15 protein-coding genes and 1 tRNA gene are annotated in these 17,995 nt (G+C 52.7%); 8 read left to right on the forward strand and 8 right to left on the reverse strand.

The window, feature by feature from the left end; all coding sequences use genetic code 11:
• Positions 1–19: 19 nt before the first annotated feature.
• A complete protein-coding gene (locus Q399_RS0101695; protein WP_031564815.1) occupies positions 20–904 on the reverse strand; it encodes an EamA family transporter in 885 nt (294 codons plus the stop codon).
• A 189-nt stretch (positions 905–1,093) separates the two neighbouring features.
• Between Q399_RS0101695 and Q399_RS0101700 the strand changes: the two genes are divergently transcribed.
• Together Q399_RS0101700 and Q399_RS0101705 are read left to right on the forward strand one after the other, a co-directional pair.
• Positions 1,094–1,170: transfer RNA gene (locus Q399_RS0101700), tRNA-Pro, on the forward strand.
• A gap of 457 nt (positions 1,171–1,627) precedes the next feature.
• Positions 1,628–1,816 (forward strand): hypothetical protein, encoded by a 189-nt coding sequence (locus Q399_RS0101705; RefSeq protein ID WP_031564817.1) that lies wholly within the window; start codon positions 1,628–1,630, stop codon positions 1,814–1,816.
• A gap of 18 nt (positions 1,817–1,834) precedes the next feature.
• On the opposite strand, the gene Q399_RS0101710 is transcribed toward Q399_RS0101705, so the two are convergent.
• Positions 1,835–2,764, reverse strand: a complete 930-nt coding sequence (locus Q399_RS0101710; protein ID WP_031564819.1) for a sodium-dependent bicarbonate transport family permease — start codon at positions 2,762–2,764, stop codon at positions 1,835–1,837.
• Positions 2,765–2,859: 95 nt separating this feature from the next.
• Here Q399_RS0101710 and Q399_RS0101715 point away from each other — a divergent pair, with 95 nt between their 5' ends.
• The 3 genes from Q399_RS0101715 to Q399_RS0101725 all read left to right on the forward strand — a co-directional run bounded on the left by Q399_RS0101715 (position 2,860) and on the right by Q399_RS0101725 (position 6,894).
• Entirely contained in the window at positions 2,860–3,837 is a 978-nt protein-coding gene (locus Q399_RS0101715) for a LysR family transcriptional regulator (protein WP_031564820.1), read from the forward strand.
• A 106-nt stretch (positions 3,838–3,943) separates the two neighbouring features.
• Entirely contained in the window at positions 3,944–5,023 is a 1,080-nt protein-coding gene (ltaE, locus tag Q399_RS0101720) for a low-specificity L-threonine aldolase (RefSeq protein WP_031564823.1), read from the forward strand.
• A gap of 38 nt (positions 5,024–5,061) precedes the next feature.
• Positions 5,062–6,894, forward strand: a complete 1,833-nt coding sequence (locus Q399_RS0101725; RefSeq protein WP_031564825.1) for an ABC transporter ATP-binding protein — start codon at positions 5,062–5,064, stop codon at positions 6,892–6,894.
• A gap of 62 nt (positions 6,895–6,956) precedes the next feature.
• Here the strand turns inward: Q399_RS0101725 and Q399_RS0101730 are convergent, their stop codons facing one another.
• The 5 genes from Q399_RS0101730 to apbC form a co-directional block, all read right to left on the reverse strand.
• On the reverse strand, positions 6,957–7,532 hold the full coding sequence (locus Q399_RS0101730; protein ID WP_031564827.1) for a glutathione S-transferase family protein: 576 nt from the start codon (positions 7,530–7,532) through the stop codon (positions 6,957–6,959).
• A gap of 46 nt (positions 7,533–7,578) precedes the next feature.
• Positions 7,579–9,330 (reverse strand): DUF3300 domain-containing protein, encoded by a 1,752-nt coding sequence (locus tag Q399_RS21325; RefSeq protein WP_051685667.1) that lies wholly within the window; start codon positions 9,328–9,330, stop codon positions 7,579–7,581.
• Positions 9,331–9,442: 112 nt separating this feature from the next.
• The gene (locus Q399_RS0101740) at positions 9,443–10,333 is read right to left on the reverse strand and encodes a DMT family transporter (protein WP_031564831.1); all 891 of its coding nucleotides are present in this window, start codon (positions 10,331–10,333) and stop codon (positions 9,443–9,445) included.
• 5 nt (positions 10,334–10,338) lie between these two features.
• On the reverse strand, positions 10,339–10,938 hold the full coding sequence (gene dcd / locus Q399_RS0101745; protein ID WP_031564833.1) for a dCTP deaminase: 600 nt from the start codon (positions 10,936–10,938) through the stop codon (positions 10,339–10,341).
• Position 10,939: 1 nt separating this feature from the next.
• Entirely contained in the window at positions 10,940–12,016 is a 1,077-nt protein-coding gene (apbC, locus tag Q399_RS0101750) for an iron-sulfur cluster carrier protein ApbC (protein ID WP_031564835.1), read from the reverse strand.
• 158 nt (positions 12,017–12,174) lie between these two features.
• Here apbC and metG point away from each other — a divergent pair, with 158 nt between their 5' ends.
• Both metG and Q399_RS0101760 read left to right on the forward strand, forming a co-directional pair.
• Positions 12,175–14,217: a methionine--tRNA ligase gene (gene metG / locus Q399_RS0101755; RefSeq protein ID WP_031564837.1), complete on the forward strand. Its 2,043-nt coding sequence runs from the start codon at positions 12,175–12,177 to the stop codon at positions 14,215–14,217.
• A 58-nt stretch (positions 14,218–14,275) separates the two neighbouring features.
• Positions 14,276–15,637 (forward strand): MFS transporter, encoded by a 1,362-nt coding sequence (locus Q399_RS0101760; RefSeq protein ID WP_031564840.1) that lies wholly within the window; start codon positions 14,276–14,278, stop codon positions 15,635–15,637.
• Here Q399_RS0101760 and Q399_RS0101765 read toward each other — a convergent pair.
• Positions 15,634–16,635 (reverse strand): NAD(P)H-quinone oxidoreductase, encoded by a 1,002-nt coding sequence (locus tag Q399_RS0101765; RefSeq protein WP_051685668.1) that lies wholly within the window; start codon positions 16,633–16,635, stop codon positions 15,634–15,636. The genes Q399_RS0101760 and Q399_RS0101765 overlap by 4 nt on opposite strands.
• A gap of 161 nt (positions 16,636–16,796) precedes the next feature.
• On the opposite strand from Q399_RS0101765, the gene Q399_RS0101770 reads away from it, so the two are divergent.
• A complete protein-coding gene (locus Q399_RS0101770) occupies positions 16,797–17,987 on the forward strand; it encodes a class I SAM-dependent methyltransferase (RefSeq protein WP_031564844.1) in 1,191 nt (396 codons plus the stop codon).
• Positions 17,988–17,995: the final 8 nt, after the last annotated feature.

The following is a 17,995-nucleotide window of genomic DNA, read 5'->3' on the forward strand; positions in this document are numbered from 1 at the left end:
TGGCATATTCTACGCAAAATCAGGCCCACATCACCAGCACAGCCGCCACCACGACCAGAGCAAGGCCCAGCAAGTCGGTGCGTTTGAGCTTTTCTTTAAACCAGAACACCGAAATCAATAAGGTAAACAGCACTTCCACCTGCCCCAGCGTTTTGACCAGCGGCACGGTTTCCAGACTCATCGCAGTAAACCAGCCGAGCGAACCGACACAGCTAAAAAAACTGGTCAGCATCGTCAACCGCGGCCTGTTCCACAGCGCGACCAGCACTGTTCGGTCGCGCAACAATAAATAGCCCAGTAGTAACAACGTCTGGCAGCTGATAACAAACAACAGCACCCAGGCAGCACCAAAAGGAAACGGCAACCCGAGCGCCAGACTGGCTTCTCTGATCCACAAAGAAGTCAACGCAAAGGCCGCACCACAGGCGGCACCGATGGCGACGGTTTGCAGCGGCAGCTCGCGGACCGTTTTCACACCGCTGAGTAAAAACACTGCCACTGCGCCAACCGCCACGCCAAGCCAGCCAAGCGGACTGAGTGCGCTGGCGAAAAACAACACGCCGAGCACGGCGGCGAAAATCGCTTCCGATTTTGCCAGACCAACCCCAATCGCGTAGTTTTTTTGCTTAAACAGCACCACCATCAATGCTGTTGCCAGAATTTGCATCAGCGACGCTGCAAGCACATAAGCGGCAAAGCTGAGTGAAAACTGTGGGACTTCTGCCTGCTGGGCGGGTTCGGAGAGTGCATATAAAGCCCATAAATAAAGCGCCGCCAAAGGACTGGCGTAGATAAAGCGCGCCAGCGTTACCCCCATCACCGCGACTTCTTTACTCAGTTCCTTTTGACAGGCATTACGCACCGCCTGCATTGACGCAGCTAACAAGGTAAACAAAACCCACATAAATTTTCCGGCCTCCGGCGTGTCGCAGCTGTTTAAACGCAGACATCCGGATGGATGCAAGCTATGACTACCATAACCGAAATCGTCGCCTGGGTTTGGGCTATTTACCTGATAAACCGGCTAAAAATACCGCAGTCAGGCTCGATGGCATTGCAATCAGACAGAAAGGCAGTAAGATAAGGCGCTCGTCGGTACGTAGCGCAGCCTGGTAGCGCACTGTCATGGGGTGTCAGGGGTCGTGGGTTCGAATCCCGCCGTACCGACCACTTAATTTCTCTCAAAAAGCCTGCTTTTGCAGGCTTTTTGCTTTTTATCGCTCAGCCTCATGTTTTTGAGTTGCAGCATTTTCAGCTCATTAATTCAGGTCTCACTAAATTATAAAAATCCAATGACACCGTTGTCTTGTAACAGAATACGGACAGTAGCAGCTGGCAACCAGAAGGAATATGTTTAGCGTCTTGATCTGATGGAAATTTTCCAGTCAATGCAGATACGGCAACATCAAGACCGATATAAGGACTGAAGAAAACCGACAGCAGGCTGGAGCAGCTTTTTTAGTCACAAACCTTTACACTGACCCAGTTGCGGCCGGAACGGATAACCGTGCTCAGACGAAGGTTCGCCAGATGCAGAAGTTTCTGACTATCTGCCGGTGGATCATCTGACTGCAACACATGACTGGCAAATTGCCGGTGTGGCCTGAGATATTACAGAGGTGATGTGATGAAAATGGAACAACAGAACAGAACATTTCAGCCGGAGTACTACCCGACTGCCGGGTTTGGCAGTGTGGCACCGCCTTGGATCAAGGCAGATTTGCTGGTGACCAATGCACCCAAATCTGCCCCGTTAAAAACCGTCCCACCCAGCTGGCAATGGCTCAGGCGCCAGCTTGGCTGGCACCTGGGATAAATTTGCAAAAGGCTGCTGTTAATAAAACCAGCTGACCCAATGCTGATACAGCGGTAAGCCAATCAGCACGTTGACCGGAAAAGTAATACCCAGTGCCGCTAACATGGCAAGCCCAATGTTAGCCCCCGGTACTGCGGCGCGGATAGCGGCCGGCGCGGCGATGTAAGACGCGCTGGCTGTTAAACCGGCAAGGACTACAGCGCTGCCTTGTGGCAATTCAAGCCAGAGCGCAGTCGCAATCCCACTCCACGCCAGTGCAAACGGCATAACTGCGGCAAAGGTTAATAATCTCCATTGCGCCAGCGGCAAAGGTGAGCAGACTTTCGCCGTACATAACCCCATCTCTAACAGAAACAACGCCAGCATCGTTTTAAAACCGCCAAGCAAAGCCGGTGCAATCGGTTCCAGCCCCACAGGTCCATACACATAACCAATCAACACACCACCGCCGAGCAGCAACACACCTCGGCTGGTCAGCGATTCCCGCACGATACCGCCGGCACTGCCCTGACCAGTCAAGCGGCGGTGCAACCATAGCATCACGATAATAGCCGGCAGCTCCAACAGCACCAGATAAAGCGTGGTCTGTGGTGCTACCGGTAAACCGGCCCGCTCCGTCATCGCCAGAACCAGCGCAAAAGTTCCGGCACTGACCGAGCCATAGTGTGCCGCGATACTGGCGGCATCATCTATATTCAGCCGGACGAGCTTGCGTAAAATTGGATAACACAGCAAAGGCAAGATAAAACCCAGCAACGCAACCGGCAACAATTCCAGTAATAAAGTAGAAGTGACATTGCCATGCAGTGCCAAACCACCTTTTAGCCCCAGCACCAGCATCAACAAAATCGACAAGGTTTCATAGATTGAATGCGGTACTTTCAAATCAGATTTCAGCAAACCAGCGATTAAACCAAAGGCAAAAAACGCTATCACAATATCTGGCATCTATATTTCCTCCGCTCTGAGCCGGGCGCTATTGTGCACGTCACTGCAACTGATGAATAATAAATGTATCTACTTAACGATATAGATAATTATCTATGAACATCCGTCATCTGAGTTTCCGGCTATTGCAGGTGTATCAGGCCGTGCTGCAGCACGGCAGTATTTCGCAGGCGGCGAGGCAGCTGCATCTGACGCAGCCGACCGTGTCCATCCAGCTGAAAAAACTCACTGAATGGGCTGGTGAGCCTTTGTTGGAGCAAGAGCATGGTTTACTGGTGCCAACGCCGGTGGGTGCCGAGTTATACCGCGCCAGTCAGGATGTGCTGGGCCGTTTTGCTGATTTTTCGCAGTTTGTACAAAGTGCCCGCGCTGGCAATAGCGGTAGTTTAAGCCTGGGGATTGTCACCACCGCCAAGTACATTTTACCGCCGCTGTTAGCAGAGTTTTCCCGTCAGTTTCCACAAATCGAACTGACTTTAAATATTGGCAACCGGGCGCAAATTGTAAGCCGGTTTGAACAGCAACAGGACGACCTGTTTTTGTTCAGCCATCCCCCGGCCGGTAATCAGGTGTTGGCGCGCCGGTTGCTGAAAAACCCGCTGCAATTGATAGCACCACCGGGGCACTGGGCGGCAGGACGCGCTGATTTGACCATGGCGGATTTAAAAGCCGAACGTTTTCTGATCCGTGAACCTGGTTCCGCCACCCGGCTGATGCTGGAAACCTGGTTAAGCGGCCAGGGGCTGGCGCTGGAAAAAACCATGCAGATAGAAAGTAACGAGGCTATCCGTCTCAGTGTCGCCTCAGGCCTCGGTCTTGCGGTGTTATCCGCACATACACTCAAAGCAGGCACTGAACCGGTGCAGATCTTGTCAGTGAAAGGATTGCCGTTGGAAAGTCACTGGTATCTTGTTGCCCGCCGCGACCGGCGACTGTCGGCGACTGCAACTCAGCTTACGCGTTATTTGCCGCAGGGACTCAGGGATTATCTGGATCCGGCCTGGCTGGTTAATGACCTCGACAGTTTGACCCAAGCATTTATGGCCGGGCCGCAAAACCAGCAGCCCTTTTAGTCGCAGGCCCAAGGCCTTTGGTCAGAATTCACGGTACTGACTGCTCCGGTTTACCGCGTTTGGTGTGTTAGAGTACCAGCGTTACAACTATTTGCAGGGATCACTAATGATTGATTTTCGCTCTGACACCGTGACTCAACCGACTGCTGCCATGCGTGCAGCGATGGCCGCTGCTCCGCTTGGCGATGACGTATTTGGTGACGATCCTTCCGTCAATGCACTACAACAATATGCCGCAGAACTGTTGGGCTTTGAAGCGGCTTTGTTCGCGCCAAGCGGCACTATGACCAACCTGATTGCGTTGATGAGCCATTGCCAGCGCGGCGATGAAGCCATCGTTGGCCAAAACTGGCACACCTACAAGTGGGAAGGCGGCGGCATGGCGGTGCTGGGTTCCATTCAACCACAACCATTGGCCAATCAGCCAGATGGCAGCCTGTTAGCGGCTGATGTGCTGGCGGCGATTAAACCGGACGACCCGCATTTTGCCCGCACCCGCTTGCTGGTCATTGAAAATACCACGGGCGGCCAGGTACTAAGTCTGGACTATATGGCGCAGATGTCTGAATTAGCCAAATCCAACCAGCTGGCCTGCCATATAGACGGCGCACGGATTTTTAATGCTGCAGTAGCTATTGCCACTGCCACTCAAGCAGACCCTTATCAGGTTGCCCGGCAGCTGGTCGCCGGTTACGACTCAATTTCAGTGTGTTTGTCCAAAGGACTTGGCGCCCCGGTTGGTTCGTTATTACTAGGCTCCGCCGAATTTATCGCACGTGCCCGCCGCGTGCGCAAAATGCTCGGTGGCGGCATGCGTCAGGCCGGCGGTTTAGCTGCAGCTGGTTTGTATGCTTTGCAGCAGCATGTCAGACGGCTGGCCGATGATCATCAACATGCGCAGCAGCTGGCATCAGGCCTCAAGCAGATAGTGTCAGACTGCGGTTTGGAAACTCAGTTTTCACTGCAAATGCCGCAAACCAATATCATTTTCTGCGATTTAGACGCTGCGCTTGCCAGCCATTTTGTGGCAGAATTAGGCAAACATCAGGTCCGGCTGACCAGCAGTGTTTATCAGAGCGCTGGCCAGACCAAATCCCGCTTACGCTTAGTCACTCATCTGGATATCACGTTGCCACAGATTCAGGCCATGCTGAGCTGTAGCGGGGATATTCTCAGCAATTATTAACACCTGCCGCGCAAGTGGCAGGCACACAGAGGTCTGCCATGCTGCAGTTTTTCGAAAAACTAACCAATCCTTTTCCGGCTGAAGAGCCGACGCAACCGCCCAAGGGGTTGTATGCGTTTTGTCGCCATTACAGCAAAGGCATGGAAATTCCTTTGGCGGTGATGGCGCTGCTCACTGCATTATTGGCAATGCTCGAAGTATCGTTGTTCGGTTTTATGGGGCAATTAGTCGACTGGCTGGTACAAAAAGACCCGGCGACTTTATGGCAAACCGAGCAAGACACACTGATCCGCATGGGTTTATTAACCGCTGTCGGTATGCCGCTGTTGGTGCTTATTCACTCTGCCGTGTTACACCAGACCTTGTTGGGCAACTATCCGATGTCCATTCGCTGGCAGGCGCACCGGTATTTACTCAAACAAAGCGTCAGTTTTTATCAGAATGATTTTGCCGGCCGCATCGCCACCAAAGTGATGCAAACGGCCCTTGCCGTGCGGGAAACTGCGACTAAGCTGCTCGATGTCATGGTCTATGTGCTGGTGTATTTCAGTACTATGCTGTATCTGGTATTTGATGCCGACTGGCGTTTGGTTCTGCCTCTGTTAGTTTGGCTGGCGGCCTATATCTGTCTGCAAATATATTTTATTCCGCGCCTCAAAGATGTGGCGAGCCGCCAGGCTGACGCCCGCTCTGATATGACCGGTCGCATCGTCGACAGCTACACCAATATCAATACCATTAAGTTGTTTTCGCACACCAGCCGCGAAGCCGATTACGCCAAAGACAGTATGTCGCGTTTTTTAAATCCGGTGTACGAACAAATGCGCCTCGTCACCTGGTTAAGTTTCAGCGTGCAGGCACTGAATTATCTGCTGGTATTTTCTATTGGCGCGCTGTCGATTTGGTTGTGGATGGCGCAGGCAGTTAGTGTTGGCGCAATCGCGATTGCGGTCAGTCTGTCGCTGCGCTTAAACGGCATGTCGCAGTGGATCATGTGGGAAGTCAGCAGTTTGTTTGAAAATATCGGTACTGTGGCCGATGGCATCACCACGCTGGCGCAGCCACAACAAGTACTGGACCAGCCGGACGCTAAGCCACTGCAAGTGCAAGGCGGCGCTATCCATTTTGACCAGGTGAGTTTTCAGTACGCCAGCCAAGGCCGGCAAGTGCTGCAGCAACTGGATTTACAAATTAAACCGGGCGAAAAAGTTGGCCTGGTTGGCCGCAGCGGCGCCGGTAAATCGACTCTGGTCAATCTTCTATTGCGGTTTTATGACCTTGAAACCGGCCAAATCCGTATTGACGGGCAAAATATCCGCGACGTGAAACAAGAAAGCCTGCGCGCCCAAATTGCCATGGTGACACAGGATACGTCGCTTTTGCACCGCACTGTCCGGGAAAACATTCTGTACGGCAAACCGGACGCCACTGAAGCTGAACTATTGGCCGCCGTCAAAGCCGCCGAAGCTGATCAGTTTATCAGTGAACTGAGTGACCCACGCGGCAATCAGGGCTTGGATGCACAGGTCGGCGAGCGTGGCGTGAAGCTATCCGGCGGTCAGCGTCAGCGCATTGCAATAGCACGCGTGTTGTTGAAAAACGCGCCGATTTTAATTCTGGATGAAGCGACCTCAGCATTGGATTCTGAAGTCGAAGCAGCGATCCAGCAAAGCCTTAACCGACTGATGGCCGGCAAAACCGTCATTGCCATCGCGCATCGTTTGTCGACTATTGCGGCGATGGACCGGCTCATTGTGCTGGACCAGGGTGCTATCGTCGAACAAGGCAGCCATCAGGAGCTGATTGCACAAGGTGGCATCTATGCGCAGTTATGGGCACATCAGACCGGTGGTTTTATTGGTCTGGATTAAACCAGCATTTGTGCTCCGTTGACAAAAATGGCTGCAATTGCAGCCATTTTTTTGCTTAGAATTCAACCCAACCTTGGATCTGTTTCAGCCACCCCGACTTCATCCTGATGGGCAATTTTAAACTGTAATAAAGCGCCAAATGGCTGCATATCGACCAGCTCACGGAAACAAATCCAGTCGACCAGACAATACAGGCTCATCGACAGATAGTCCCATTGCTGGAATTCACCGGCTGAGACTTTGCTATTTAAAATCTTCAGCGTGGCCTGCACCCGTTCGTGTTGCAGATTAAAAAACAATTTGTTATCCCGGACATCAAAACCTGAGCGTTTACACAGCAGCAACTCAACGAGCGAATCATTGGCTGCATTAATGATGGTCAGCAAATTCTCCTGCGGCCAGCTTAATGGGCTTAAGGCGAATTTTTGTGTCAGGTAACGGTAGATCACGCCAGAGTCAAACACTACCTGCTCGCCGTCTGAGAGCATCGGCACTTTGCGTGTCGGATTCAGTGCGATTAGCCGCTCACGGTCGGCCGACTCAAAAATATTCAGACTGATAAACTCATGCGGCCGCTCTGCCAGCAATAAGCGCAAACGGCGGACAAAAGGCGACGACGTAGACCCATATAACTGCATACTTTCTCCTAAATAACCAGGCAGCACACCGGCTGCCTGACACATTTTACTGAATGCCAGTTTGTTCAATAACTGGCTGGCTCACCGGCTCCGGTTGCTGATACACCGGCTCAGGCTGCTGGTACACCGGTTCTGGTTGCTGGTAAACAGGCTCAGGTTGCTGGTACACCGGCTCTGGTTGCTGATACACCGGCTCAGGCTGCTGATACACCGGTTCTGGTTGCTGGTACACCGGCTCTGGTTGCTGGTAAACAGGCTCAGGCTGCTGATACACCGGTTCTGGTTGCTGGTACACCGGCTCAGGCTGCTGGTACACCGGCTCAGGTTGCTGGTACACCGGCTCAGGCTGCTGATACACCGGTTCAGGTTGCTGCACGGGCTCCGGTTGTTGGTAAACCGGCAGCTCCGTGATCGGTTGCTCTGTGACCGGTTCCGGCATCGGCTCAACGGGCTGTGGTTGTTCAAATACCGGTTGCGGCTCAGGTTGTTGCACTATTTCTGGCGTCGCGATTTCCTCTGGCGAGCCAATCTGGTCAACCGGCGCTGGCATATCCGTCACAGGCGTTTCATGCACCGGCTGCTCAAACACCGGTTGTTCAATCACACCGTCTTTGTTGTTATCAACAGTTTCAGCGACCGGCTGCACTGGCGTTGTGGTATCGCCCTGATCTGGCGTCACTGTCACTGGTTCGGTCTGCGGATTTAACTCATTGACCGGCTGCGCGAACACCTGATCGCGTTCCTGTTGCTGTCGGCGTAGCTGCTCATGGTCCGGATCAGGCTGTGCGATAATTTGTTGATCCCCTGGCATCGCGACATTGTTGTCCTGACGTTTTTCTGCAGCCCAGCGCCGGCGTTCACCCTGATCTTCATAACGCCAGGTTTCGCCGCGCGTCTCGCGCACAGGTTCATAACCGGCCTGATACACCACACCGTGGCGGTGCTGTGGGTTATGCCGCCAGTGCCGGCGTTCTTCGTGCTGGTAAATATCGTGACTACGGTAATACTGCCGCGGACGATAATCATGATGATGGATCACGACAATTTCATTGCGTGGCCAGTAGAACGTAGAGAAATAGAAATTAGGTGCAACCTGCACGCCAGCGCCCCAATAAAATGATGCATGCCGACGATAGCCAGTCGGGTACGGCCAGTGTATGGGTGGGTAAGACCGCCACCACCAGTCACCGTAAACCACCCGCGTGTCATACACAGGCACGTAAATCACTTCAGGCCGTGCCGGCTCAATGACGATAACTTTTTCTTTGCGCTCAACGCGGATATGTTCCTGATTAGTCAGATTACCCGCTGTGTAGGCTTTTTCGCGCAGTTTCTGCACTGTTGCCATCACCTGTTTTTCCTGCACTAAAAAGGCATCACCCAGTTTTTGTGTCCAGTCTAATTCGTTATTCATCTTGGTCAGCAGTGGCGGGAAAGCGACCAGGGCGCGTACGCTCGGGTCCCAGGTCTCATTTTCGGCTGCTTTTAATGCCTGTTCAGACGTCATGCCGGGTTTGGCAGACAACCAGCGTGTGGCTTTAATAATTTCCAGCGGATAAGTCGCTGCGATTAAAACGTGGGATAACACTGTGTCTGGATACAGTGCCACCGGCGCCAGCATCTGGTCCAATTCAGCCTGAGAAAATTGTTTTTTTGCCGGTGCCTGCTGTTTTGCAGCGGCAGGCTGGCTCAGTTGTTGGGTCGCTTTGGCTGCGGCCTGTTTGTCTGCCGCAACAGCTGGAAACTGAGTGACTAAAGCGAGAGTAATGGCAGATAAAAAAGGCACACGGCACGACATTTTTGGCTCCTTGCTGCGGCGATGCAGCTTGTTTATCACGGGTCACAGTCAAAACATCTCGAACGATAACTCAGTTATATGCTGTTATTTCTGAATCCCTTCTGAATACAGCTCAGCACTTGGACTGTTTTACACCCCACAAGTTCGACAGCGTAAATCCGGTTACCAGCGCGGTACCACAAAGCACAGTCACTGCACCGGCCAAAGTGTGCCAGCCAACCGTTTCATTCAAAAACAACGAGCCCCAACTGACACCAAACACCGGGATTAAAAAAGTCACCGTCAAAGTCGGCGTGGCGCCAATGTCACGCACCAACGCAAAGTACAGCAGATAAGCAACGCCAGTGCACAGCACACCGAGCAACAATAAGGCAATGCCCTGTAGCGGACTTGGTACAGTTACAGGAGGTTGCAACAATGCCAGCGGCAATAACCAACAGAATGCTGCCCACATACTACCGTGGGCATTGGCAAAAGGTTCCACTGCTGCAGCACGACGAGTGTAATGGGTAGCTAGACCATAACAACAGGCGGCCCCGGCTGCAGCCGCTATCGCCATAGCCGCATTGGGCTGCAGCACGACAGCATCAAAACCAACCAGTATTGCCACGCCACTTATCCCCAGCAACAGGCCGCTGACCAGTTTCAGGCTCAAAGGCTGGCGAAAAAACAGCACACCAAGTACAGCCCCCCAGATCGGCGCTGTGGCATTTAACACCGACATCACCGACGCGGTCAGCCAATGCGCAGCATAGGCGAACAGCAAAAACGGCAAGGCTGAATTGATAAGCCCCAGGATCAAAAAATGCCGGATATTGCCACGCAGCAATAAAGGCTTGTGCCAGCACCAGGCGATGATTGCCAGAAACAAGGCGGCCAGTCCCACGCGGCCAGCCATCAACGGCGCTGGACCAAAGGCTGGAACTGCAAGGCGGATAAACAAAAACGACGCGCCCCAAATCGCAGCGAGCAACAATAACCGAAAAAAATCCCGTGCCTGCACTTGCACTAGCCTTGCTGACCCGGGTCGTCTTGACCTATCCGGCTGGCAACCGCACCGCTTTGCTGGCGATACTTGGCATCTTCGCGTTTGTTGTAGGGCCTCGCCGCTTCGCCGGTCATCAATTCAAAATTCAGCGCGCCGATTTTCATGTTGGGCCGAAGCGCCAGAGGCAATCGGCCACTGTTGTAAAATTCCAGCACTATATTGCCGGACCAGCCCGGGTCAATCCGGTGCGCGGTCACGTGTACCATCAGGCCGAGTCGCGCCAGGCTGGAGCGCCCGTCCAGCCAGCCGACGATATCAGCGGGTAATGTAACCGACTCGAGCGTAATGGCCAGAGCCAGTTCCCCAGGATGCAGGAAAAAAGCCTCGTCATCGGTTAATACAATTTCGTCACTCATCACCGAATCGAGTGCAGCCTGCACTTCTTCGCGCGGTCCGGACAAATCGATAAAAGGCGCGGCATAAGCGCGAAAAGTTCGAAATTTGTGGCCGAGCCGGATATCGACACTGACGCCGCTGATCATGTCGGCAGCAGGTCTTGGTTCAATTTTGATCCTGCCTTCAGCCAGATATTGTTCGATGTCGCGATCACAAAGTCTCATGTTAGTCATCCGTCATTAAAATTTCGACCGCCTGTTGCGGGCTGAGCCGGGTTTGCCAGTATAAAGTGAAGATCAGCTGCTGTGCTATTTTTCTATAGATTTCAGCTGTTTGATTATCTTTTGCTAATACGATAGGGGTTCCGGCATCGCCCGCTTCGCGGATTTGCGCCTGCAGCGGCAATTGCCCCAGCACGCTAACCTGATAACGAGCAGCCAGTTCCAGCCCGCCGTTAGTGCCGAAAATATCGTCCTGATGACCACAAGCCGGACACTGATAAAAACTCATGTTTTCCACGAGGCCCAGCAGCGGAATATTGACCTGACGAAACATCTGAATGGCTTTTTTTGCATCTGCAAGCGCGACATCCTGCGGCGTGGTAACAATCACAGCACCGGCGACCGGCAGTTTCTGTGACATGGTCAGCTGGATATCGCCGGTTCCCGGTGGCATGTCGACCACCAGATAATCGAGCTCTGGCCATAAAGTTTCATTTACAAGCTGCATCAAGGCTTGGCTGGCCATCGGGCCGCGCCAGACAGTTGCATTGTCCGGGTCCACCAAAAAGCCTATCGATTGCATTACAATGCCGTGTTTTTGCAACGGGTTCAGATGTTTTTCATCGGGCGAAGTCGCCCGGCTTTGCGCTTCACCAAGCATCAAAGGAATCGAAGGGCCATAAATATCCGCGTCGAGCAGCCCCACTTTGGCACCTTGCTGCGAGAGCGCAACTGCAAGATTGACTGCTGTGGTGGATTTACCGACGCCGCCTTTGCCGGAAGCAACCAGAATCACCTGCCGCACTTTGGCAAAAACAAAAGGCAGTTCTGAGTGGCAGTCAACCTGAATGGTGTAATTCAGCCCGAGGATCTTGCACTGCGTGGTTAACCAATCTTCCAGCCATAAAGCCGGGAATGGCAATGTCAGTTTAAGATTGTGTCGTTCAAGTCGGATATCAGCGATTTCGCTAAGCGGCATTGGAATGGCGTCATGGCAAGGCGTGTCAAGCAGCTGTCGCAGCGGCTCAGGGAAGCTTTCTGAGGAAGAGACCTCGCCTTTTTTTTTCCAGAATGAAAACATAACAAATCCTTGCAAAATACGCGGGCGCAATCGCGTGAGGCTTTTGCGCGGGCCGGACTAAAAGTCGGCAGATATTGCGCTGCTGTCGCGCTTTATGGCTGGCTATTGTATCATGATGCTTATTGTTTTTATTGCATTCATCGATACAGAGCCGGTTCATGACGACACGTAAAATCTTAATCACCAGCGCCTTACCTTATGCCAATGGCCCTATTCATTTAGGCCACCTGCTTGAATACATTCAGACCGACATCTGGTCGCGTTTCCAGAAGGCTCGCGGCCATCAGTGTTATTACGTCTGTGCCGATGACGCTCACGGCACCCCAATCATGCTCAAAGCGCAGCAGTTAGGTTTAACCCCAGAGCAAATGATTGCGCAAACTGCCGTCGAGCATCAGGCTGATTTTGCTGAGTTTTTAATTGGTTTTGACAATTACCACAGCACCCACAGCAGCGAAAACCAGGCCTTTGCCAGTGAAATCTACACCAAGCTCGACGCCGGTGGTTATATCAAACGCCGTTCAATCAGCCAGCTGTTTGACCCGGAGAAACAAATGTTTCTGCCGGACCGTTTTGTCAAAGGCGATTGCCCGAAATGTGGCGCACTCGATCAAAACGGCGACAGCTGTGATGTCTGCGGTGCAACCTACAGCCCGACTGAACTGAAAAATCCGAAATCTGTGGTATCAGGCGCAACACCGGTATTAAAAGATTCCGAACACTATTTCTTCGACCTGCCGGCATTTGAGCAGATGTTACAGGACTGGACCCGTGGCGGCGCGCTGCAAAGCGAGATGGCGAACAAACTGCAGGAGTGGTTTAAGGACGGTCTGCAACAGTGGGATATCAGCCGTGATGCGCCTTATTTTGGTTTTGAAATTCCGGGCGCGCCGGGCAAGTTTTTCTATGTCTGGCTGGACGCACCAATTGGCTATCTCGCCAGTTTCAAAAATTATTGCGACAAAACCAGCATCGATTTTAACCAGTTCTGGCAATTAGATTCCGACGCCGAGGTTTACCACTTTATCGGTAAAGACATTATCTATTTCCACAGCCTGTTCTGGCCTGCGATGTTACACGGTGCCGGTTACCGCAAACCGACGAGTGTATTTGCCCACGGTTTTGTCACGGTCAACGGCGCCAAAATGTCAAAATCCCGCGGCACTTTTATCAAAGCCCGCACTTATCTGGAACATTTAAATCCGGAATATCTGCGTTATTATTTCGCGTCGAAACTGACCTCAGGTATCGTGGATTTAGATTTAAACCTGGAAGACTTTGCGCAGAAAGTGAATGCCGATTTAGTCGGTAAAGTGGTCAATATCGCCAGCCGCTGTGCCAGTTTTATCAGCAAAAAATTCAATGGGACTTTGTCAGCTAATCTGGCCGAGCCAGAGCTGTTTGCCGAGTTTATTGCCCAGGGTGACAGCATCGCTGCCTCGTTTGAAGAGCGCGAATATGCCCGCGCTATCCGCGACATTATGGCGTTGGCCGACAAAGCCAACCAATATATCGACGCCAAAGCGCCATGGGTTCTAGCCAAAGATGACAGCAAACAGCAAGAAACGCATGATGTCTGCACTATGGGTATCAACCTGTTCCGCGTGTTGATGCATTATTTAAAACCTGTATTACCGGCGATGGCGCGTGAAGTGGAAGCGTTTTTAAACAGCGAACTGCGCTGGGATAATTACCAGCAGCCTCTGCTTAATCATGCCGTCAATCCGTTTAAAGCGCTGATGCAGCGCGTAGATCCGGTCAAAGTGCAGGCGATGGTCGATGCGTCGAAAGACAATCTGCAGGCTACAGCAGCTCCGGCGGCACAAGCAGCAGCTACTCAAACCGCAGCCGCAGCCGAGCTTGAACCGATTGCGCCGACTATTAACATTGATGATTTTGCCAAACTCGATTTGCGTATTGCCAAAATAGTCAGCGCTGAGCATGTCGAGGGCGCGGATAAGTTATTGCGGCTGCAGCTGGACCTTGGTAACGAACAACGCCAAGTATTCGCCGGCATTAAAGCCGCCTATCAACCGGAACAATTAGTCGGCCGGTTAACGGTGATGGTCGCGAATCTGGCGCCTCGCAAAATGAAATTCGGCATGTCCGAAGGCATGGTGATGGCTGCAGGCCCTGGCGGCAGTGAAATTTTCCTGCTGAGCCCTGATGACGGCGCCACACCGGGTATGCGGGTTAAATAATCCTGAAAAAACCGCAGCCTCGCTGCGGTTTTTCTTTTAGAACAGACAAGGAACAGGCATGGCGGCGACTATCCGCTCGTTTTCTTCGTTGTATAGCGCAACCTTGCTGATGGTACTAGCAGCTGGTTTGCTGACCACTTATCTCGGCCTCAAACTCGCTTCGATGGAAGTGGCCAAGGTTTGGATCGGTGCCATGATGTCGGCTTATTACCTCGGGCTGGTGCTTGGCTCTAAAATCGGTCACAAGCTGATTGCACGCGCCGGCCATATCCGCGCTTTTGTCGCGAGTGCCGGTGTCGTCACCGCGTCCGCACTGGGGCATGCCATGATTGAGCAACTTGAGGTTTGGTTGTTACTGCGACTGATTGTCGGCATGTGCATGATGTGTCAGTACATGGTGCTGGAAAGCTGGCTGAACGAACAGGCCGACAGTAAAAACCGCGGCACTATTTTCGCAAGTTATATGATTGTGTCTTATCTCGGGCTGGTGCTTGGGCAAGGCGCAATGAGTTTAAACCCGGAGCTGACCATCAAACCGCTGTTGCTGGTAGCGATGTGTTTTGCGCTTTGTATCGTGCCGCTTGCGTTGACACGGCGTATTCACCCGCAGCCGCTGAAGCCGGCGCCACTACAAATCAAAGTGTTCTGGCAAAAAGTACCGCAGTCGCTCACCACTATTGCGATGGCTGGCGTGATTGTTGGCTCTTTTTATGGTCTGGCACCGGCTTACGCAGCCAGCCAAGGCATGAACACCGAACAGGTTGCCGCCTATATGGCAACCACAGTACTGGCCGGTTTGCTGGCACAGTGGCCAATGGGCAAATTGTCTGACCGGGTACGACGTAGCCGGCTGATTCGCACCAACAGTGTGATCCTGGGGTTACTCGTGCTGGCGATGGCGTTGCTGCCACTCAGCGGCGTGGTACAGCTTGGTTTTACGTTTATTTTCGGCGTTTTTGCTTTTACGTTGTACCCACTGGGTGCTGCGCTTGCCAATCAAAATATCGAACAACATGAACGGGTTGCACTCTCTGCCACTATCCTGCTGACTTTTGGTCTTGGTGCCAGTATCGGCCCCCTGCTAGCCTCGGCGTTTATGCAGATTGGCGGCAGTCAGATGTTGTATGCCTTTATGGCGGCCGTCGCTGCCTTATTATTTGTTCGCTTGCAGCAGGTCAATTACCAGCAGAAACAGCAGGAAAAAATTGCGCCTAAGGACTATATGATGGCCGCTGGTGACTTAGTGGGCTCCCCGCTTGCCGCCGCGCTGGACCCACGGGTTGACCAGCAGACAGTCGACAGCCAGATGCGGGCGGAGCGTTATCCAACAAGCGATACGTCGCCAGATCCGGCGCAGTTTGAACTGGATTTGACCGGTCAGGCCGAAGCAGTCAACAGCTCAGCGAAAGCTGCCGACTAACTTACCTTTAACACCACTTTGCCCACCAGTTGATTGCTGGCCAGTAACTGGTGGGCAACGTCCGCTTCCTGCCAGGGCAGCACTTTGGCAATGACCGGCTTAATGGCACCGGTCTCTAAGCCGCTGCCAAATTGCGCCAAGAACCGGCTGACTAAATCTGCTTTGTATTCATCAGTGCGGTTACGCAAAGTAGAACATAACAACTGACCGCGTTTTTTAAACATCTGAGTTAAATCAAACGCCGGCACTGTTCGGCCACCTAGCATCGCCAAGACCACAATGCGGCCATCCAGACCCAACACCTGTAAGTTCTTTGGCAAGTAGTCACCGGCAACCGGGTCGACAATCACTCGAAAGCCTTGGGGTACCGTGTCTTTCAGCACAGCGGTAAAATCAGCGGTTTTGTAATTGACGGCAACATCAGCGCCAAGCTCTAGACAGGCTCCGGTTTTTTCATCAGAACCTGCGGTCACAGCAACTACGGCCCCGGCAGCTTTTGCCAGTTGAATAGCCGCAGTACCGACACCACTGGCACCGGCATGAAGCAACACGGCCTGACCAGTACGCAATTCACCCAATACAAACATGGCCTGATAAGCGGTAAGAAAGACCTCGGCGCAACCAGCGGCGGCTTCCACACTCATGCCAGCAGGACGACGCAACAAATGCGCGGCCGGCATTTTGACATATTCGGCATAACCACCACCCGGCACCAAACCAAACACATCAGCCCCAAGCCAAGCGCTACTCACGGCAGCGCCACAGGCTACAACAGTACCGGCCACTTCCAGCCCTAAAATCTCACTCTCCCCTTGCGGTGGCGGATAATAACCGGCGCGCTGGGCTAAATCAGCCCGATTCACCCCGGCCGCACTGACTTTGATTAATACCTCAGCGTCACCGACCACTGGCAGCGGTACTGTGACAAACTGCAATAGCTTAGAGCCTGTCACATCAATCGCCTGCATTGAGGCCGGTAAAGCAGTGAAAGTCGGCATTGAATTATCCTTTCAAGTAGTTTTGGCTGCGGCGACAAGCCCAACACATAGTTTTACTTTAGCTTTTGCTGCGACCGGACTAAAATGACGCCCTTTTCAGGGCTCTGGCAACGCTTCGCCAGCTCCCAGTCCACAGCAGATTATCAGACTCGGAACTTCTTATGGCCGCCAGCATCATTTTACAAGCCGATCGGGAAAAATCATTAAAACGCCGCCATCCCTGGGTGTTTTCCAAAGCAGTAAAACAGGTTAAAGGCAAGGCCAACAGCGGTGAAACCGTGGATATTCGCAGCCACGACGGCGTGTTTATCGCCACTGGCGCTTATTCACCAGAGTCGCAAATCCGCGTACGGGTCTGGTCTTTTGACGAACAGGAAGCCATAGACGCCGCTTTTTTTCAGCGCCGCATCGGCGCGGCCTGGCTAGTGCGCCAGCAATTATTTGACCTCAATGACACCAACGGCATCCGCATTGTGGCAGCTGAGTCTGACGGTCTGCCAGGTGTAACTGTTGACCTTTACAACGACATTTTGGTGGTGCAGTTGTTAAGTGCCGGCGCCGATTATCAACGCGCCAACATAGTGGCAGCGCTGCGCCATGAATTTCCGAATTGCAGTATCTATGAACGCTCAGATGTTGATGTGCGCAAAAAAGAAGGCCTCTTGCCGGTCACAGGCTGGCTGCACGCGCCACGTGACAGCGGCGAAGTGGTCATTTTAGAGCACGGCATGAAAATTCTGGTGGATGTGATTAATGGCCACAAAACCGGCTTTTATCTTGACCAGCGTGACAGCCGTGCGGCCGCAGCACGCTATGCCAAAGACAAAACCGTGCTCAATTGTTTCAGCTATACCGGCACTTTTGCTGTAGCAGCGGTCGCGGGCGGCGCCAGTCATGTCACCAATGCCGATATGTCAGAACTGGCGTTACAGACGGCGCAGCGCAACGCTGAACTCAATCAGCTGGACCTTAGCAAATTCGATTTTACCAAGGCCGACGTCTTTAAGCTGCTGCGCCAATATAAAGAGCAAGGCCGCGAGTTTGACATGGTGATCCTTGACCCGCCGAAGTTTGCCGAAAGCAAAGCCCAGCTGATGGGCGCCTGCCGCGGCTACAAAGATATCAACCGCGTCGCCATGCAAATTGTGAAAAAAGGCGGCTGGCTGCTGACCTTTTCCTGCTCAGGTTTAATGGAAGACAGTCTGTTCCAGAAAATCGTAGCCGACGCCGCGCTGGATGCCGGCCGTGATTGTTTGTTTATCGAGAAGCTGAGTCAGGCCAAAGACCACCCGATCGCCAGCTTTTACCCGGAAGGCCATTACCTTAAAGGCTGGGTTTGCCTGATCCGCTAACACAAATT

Source organism: Rheinheimera texasensis DSM 17496 (assembly GCF_000711985.1).
GTDB lineage: Bacteria > Pseudomonadota > Gammaproteobacteria > Enterobacterales > Alteromonadaceae > Pararheinheimera > Pararheinheimera texasensis.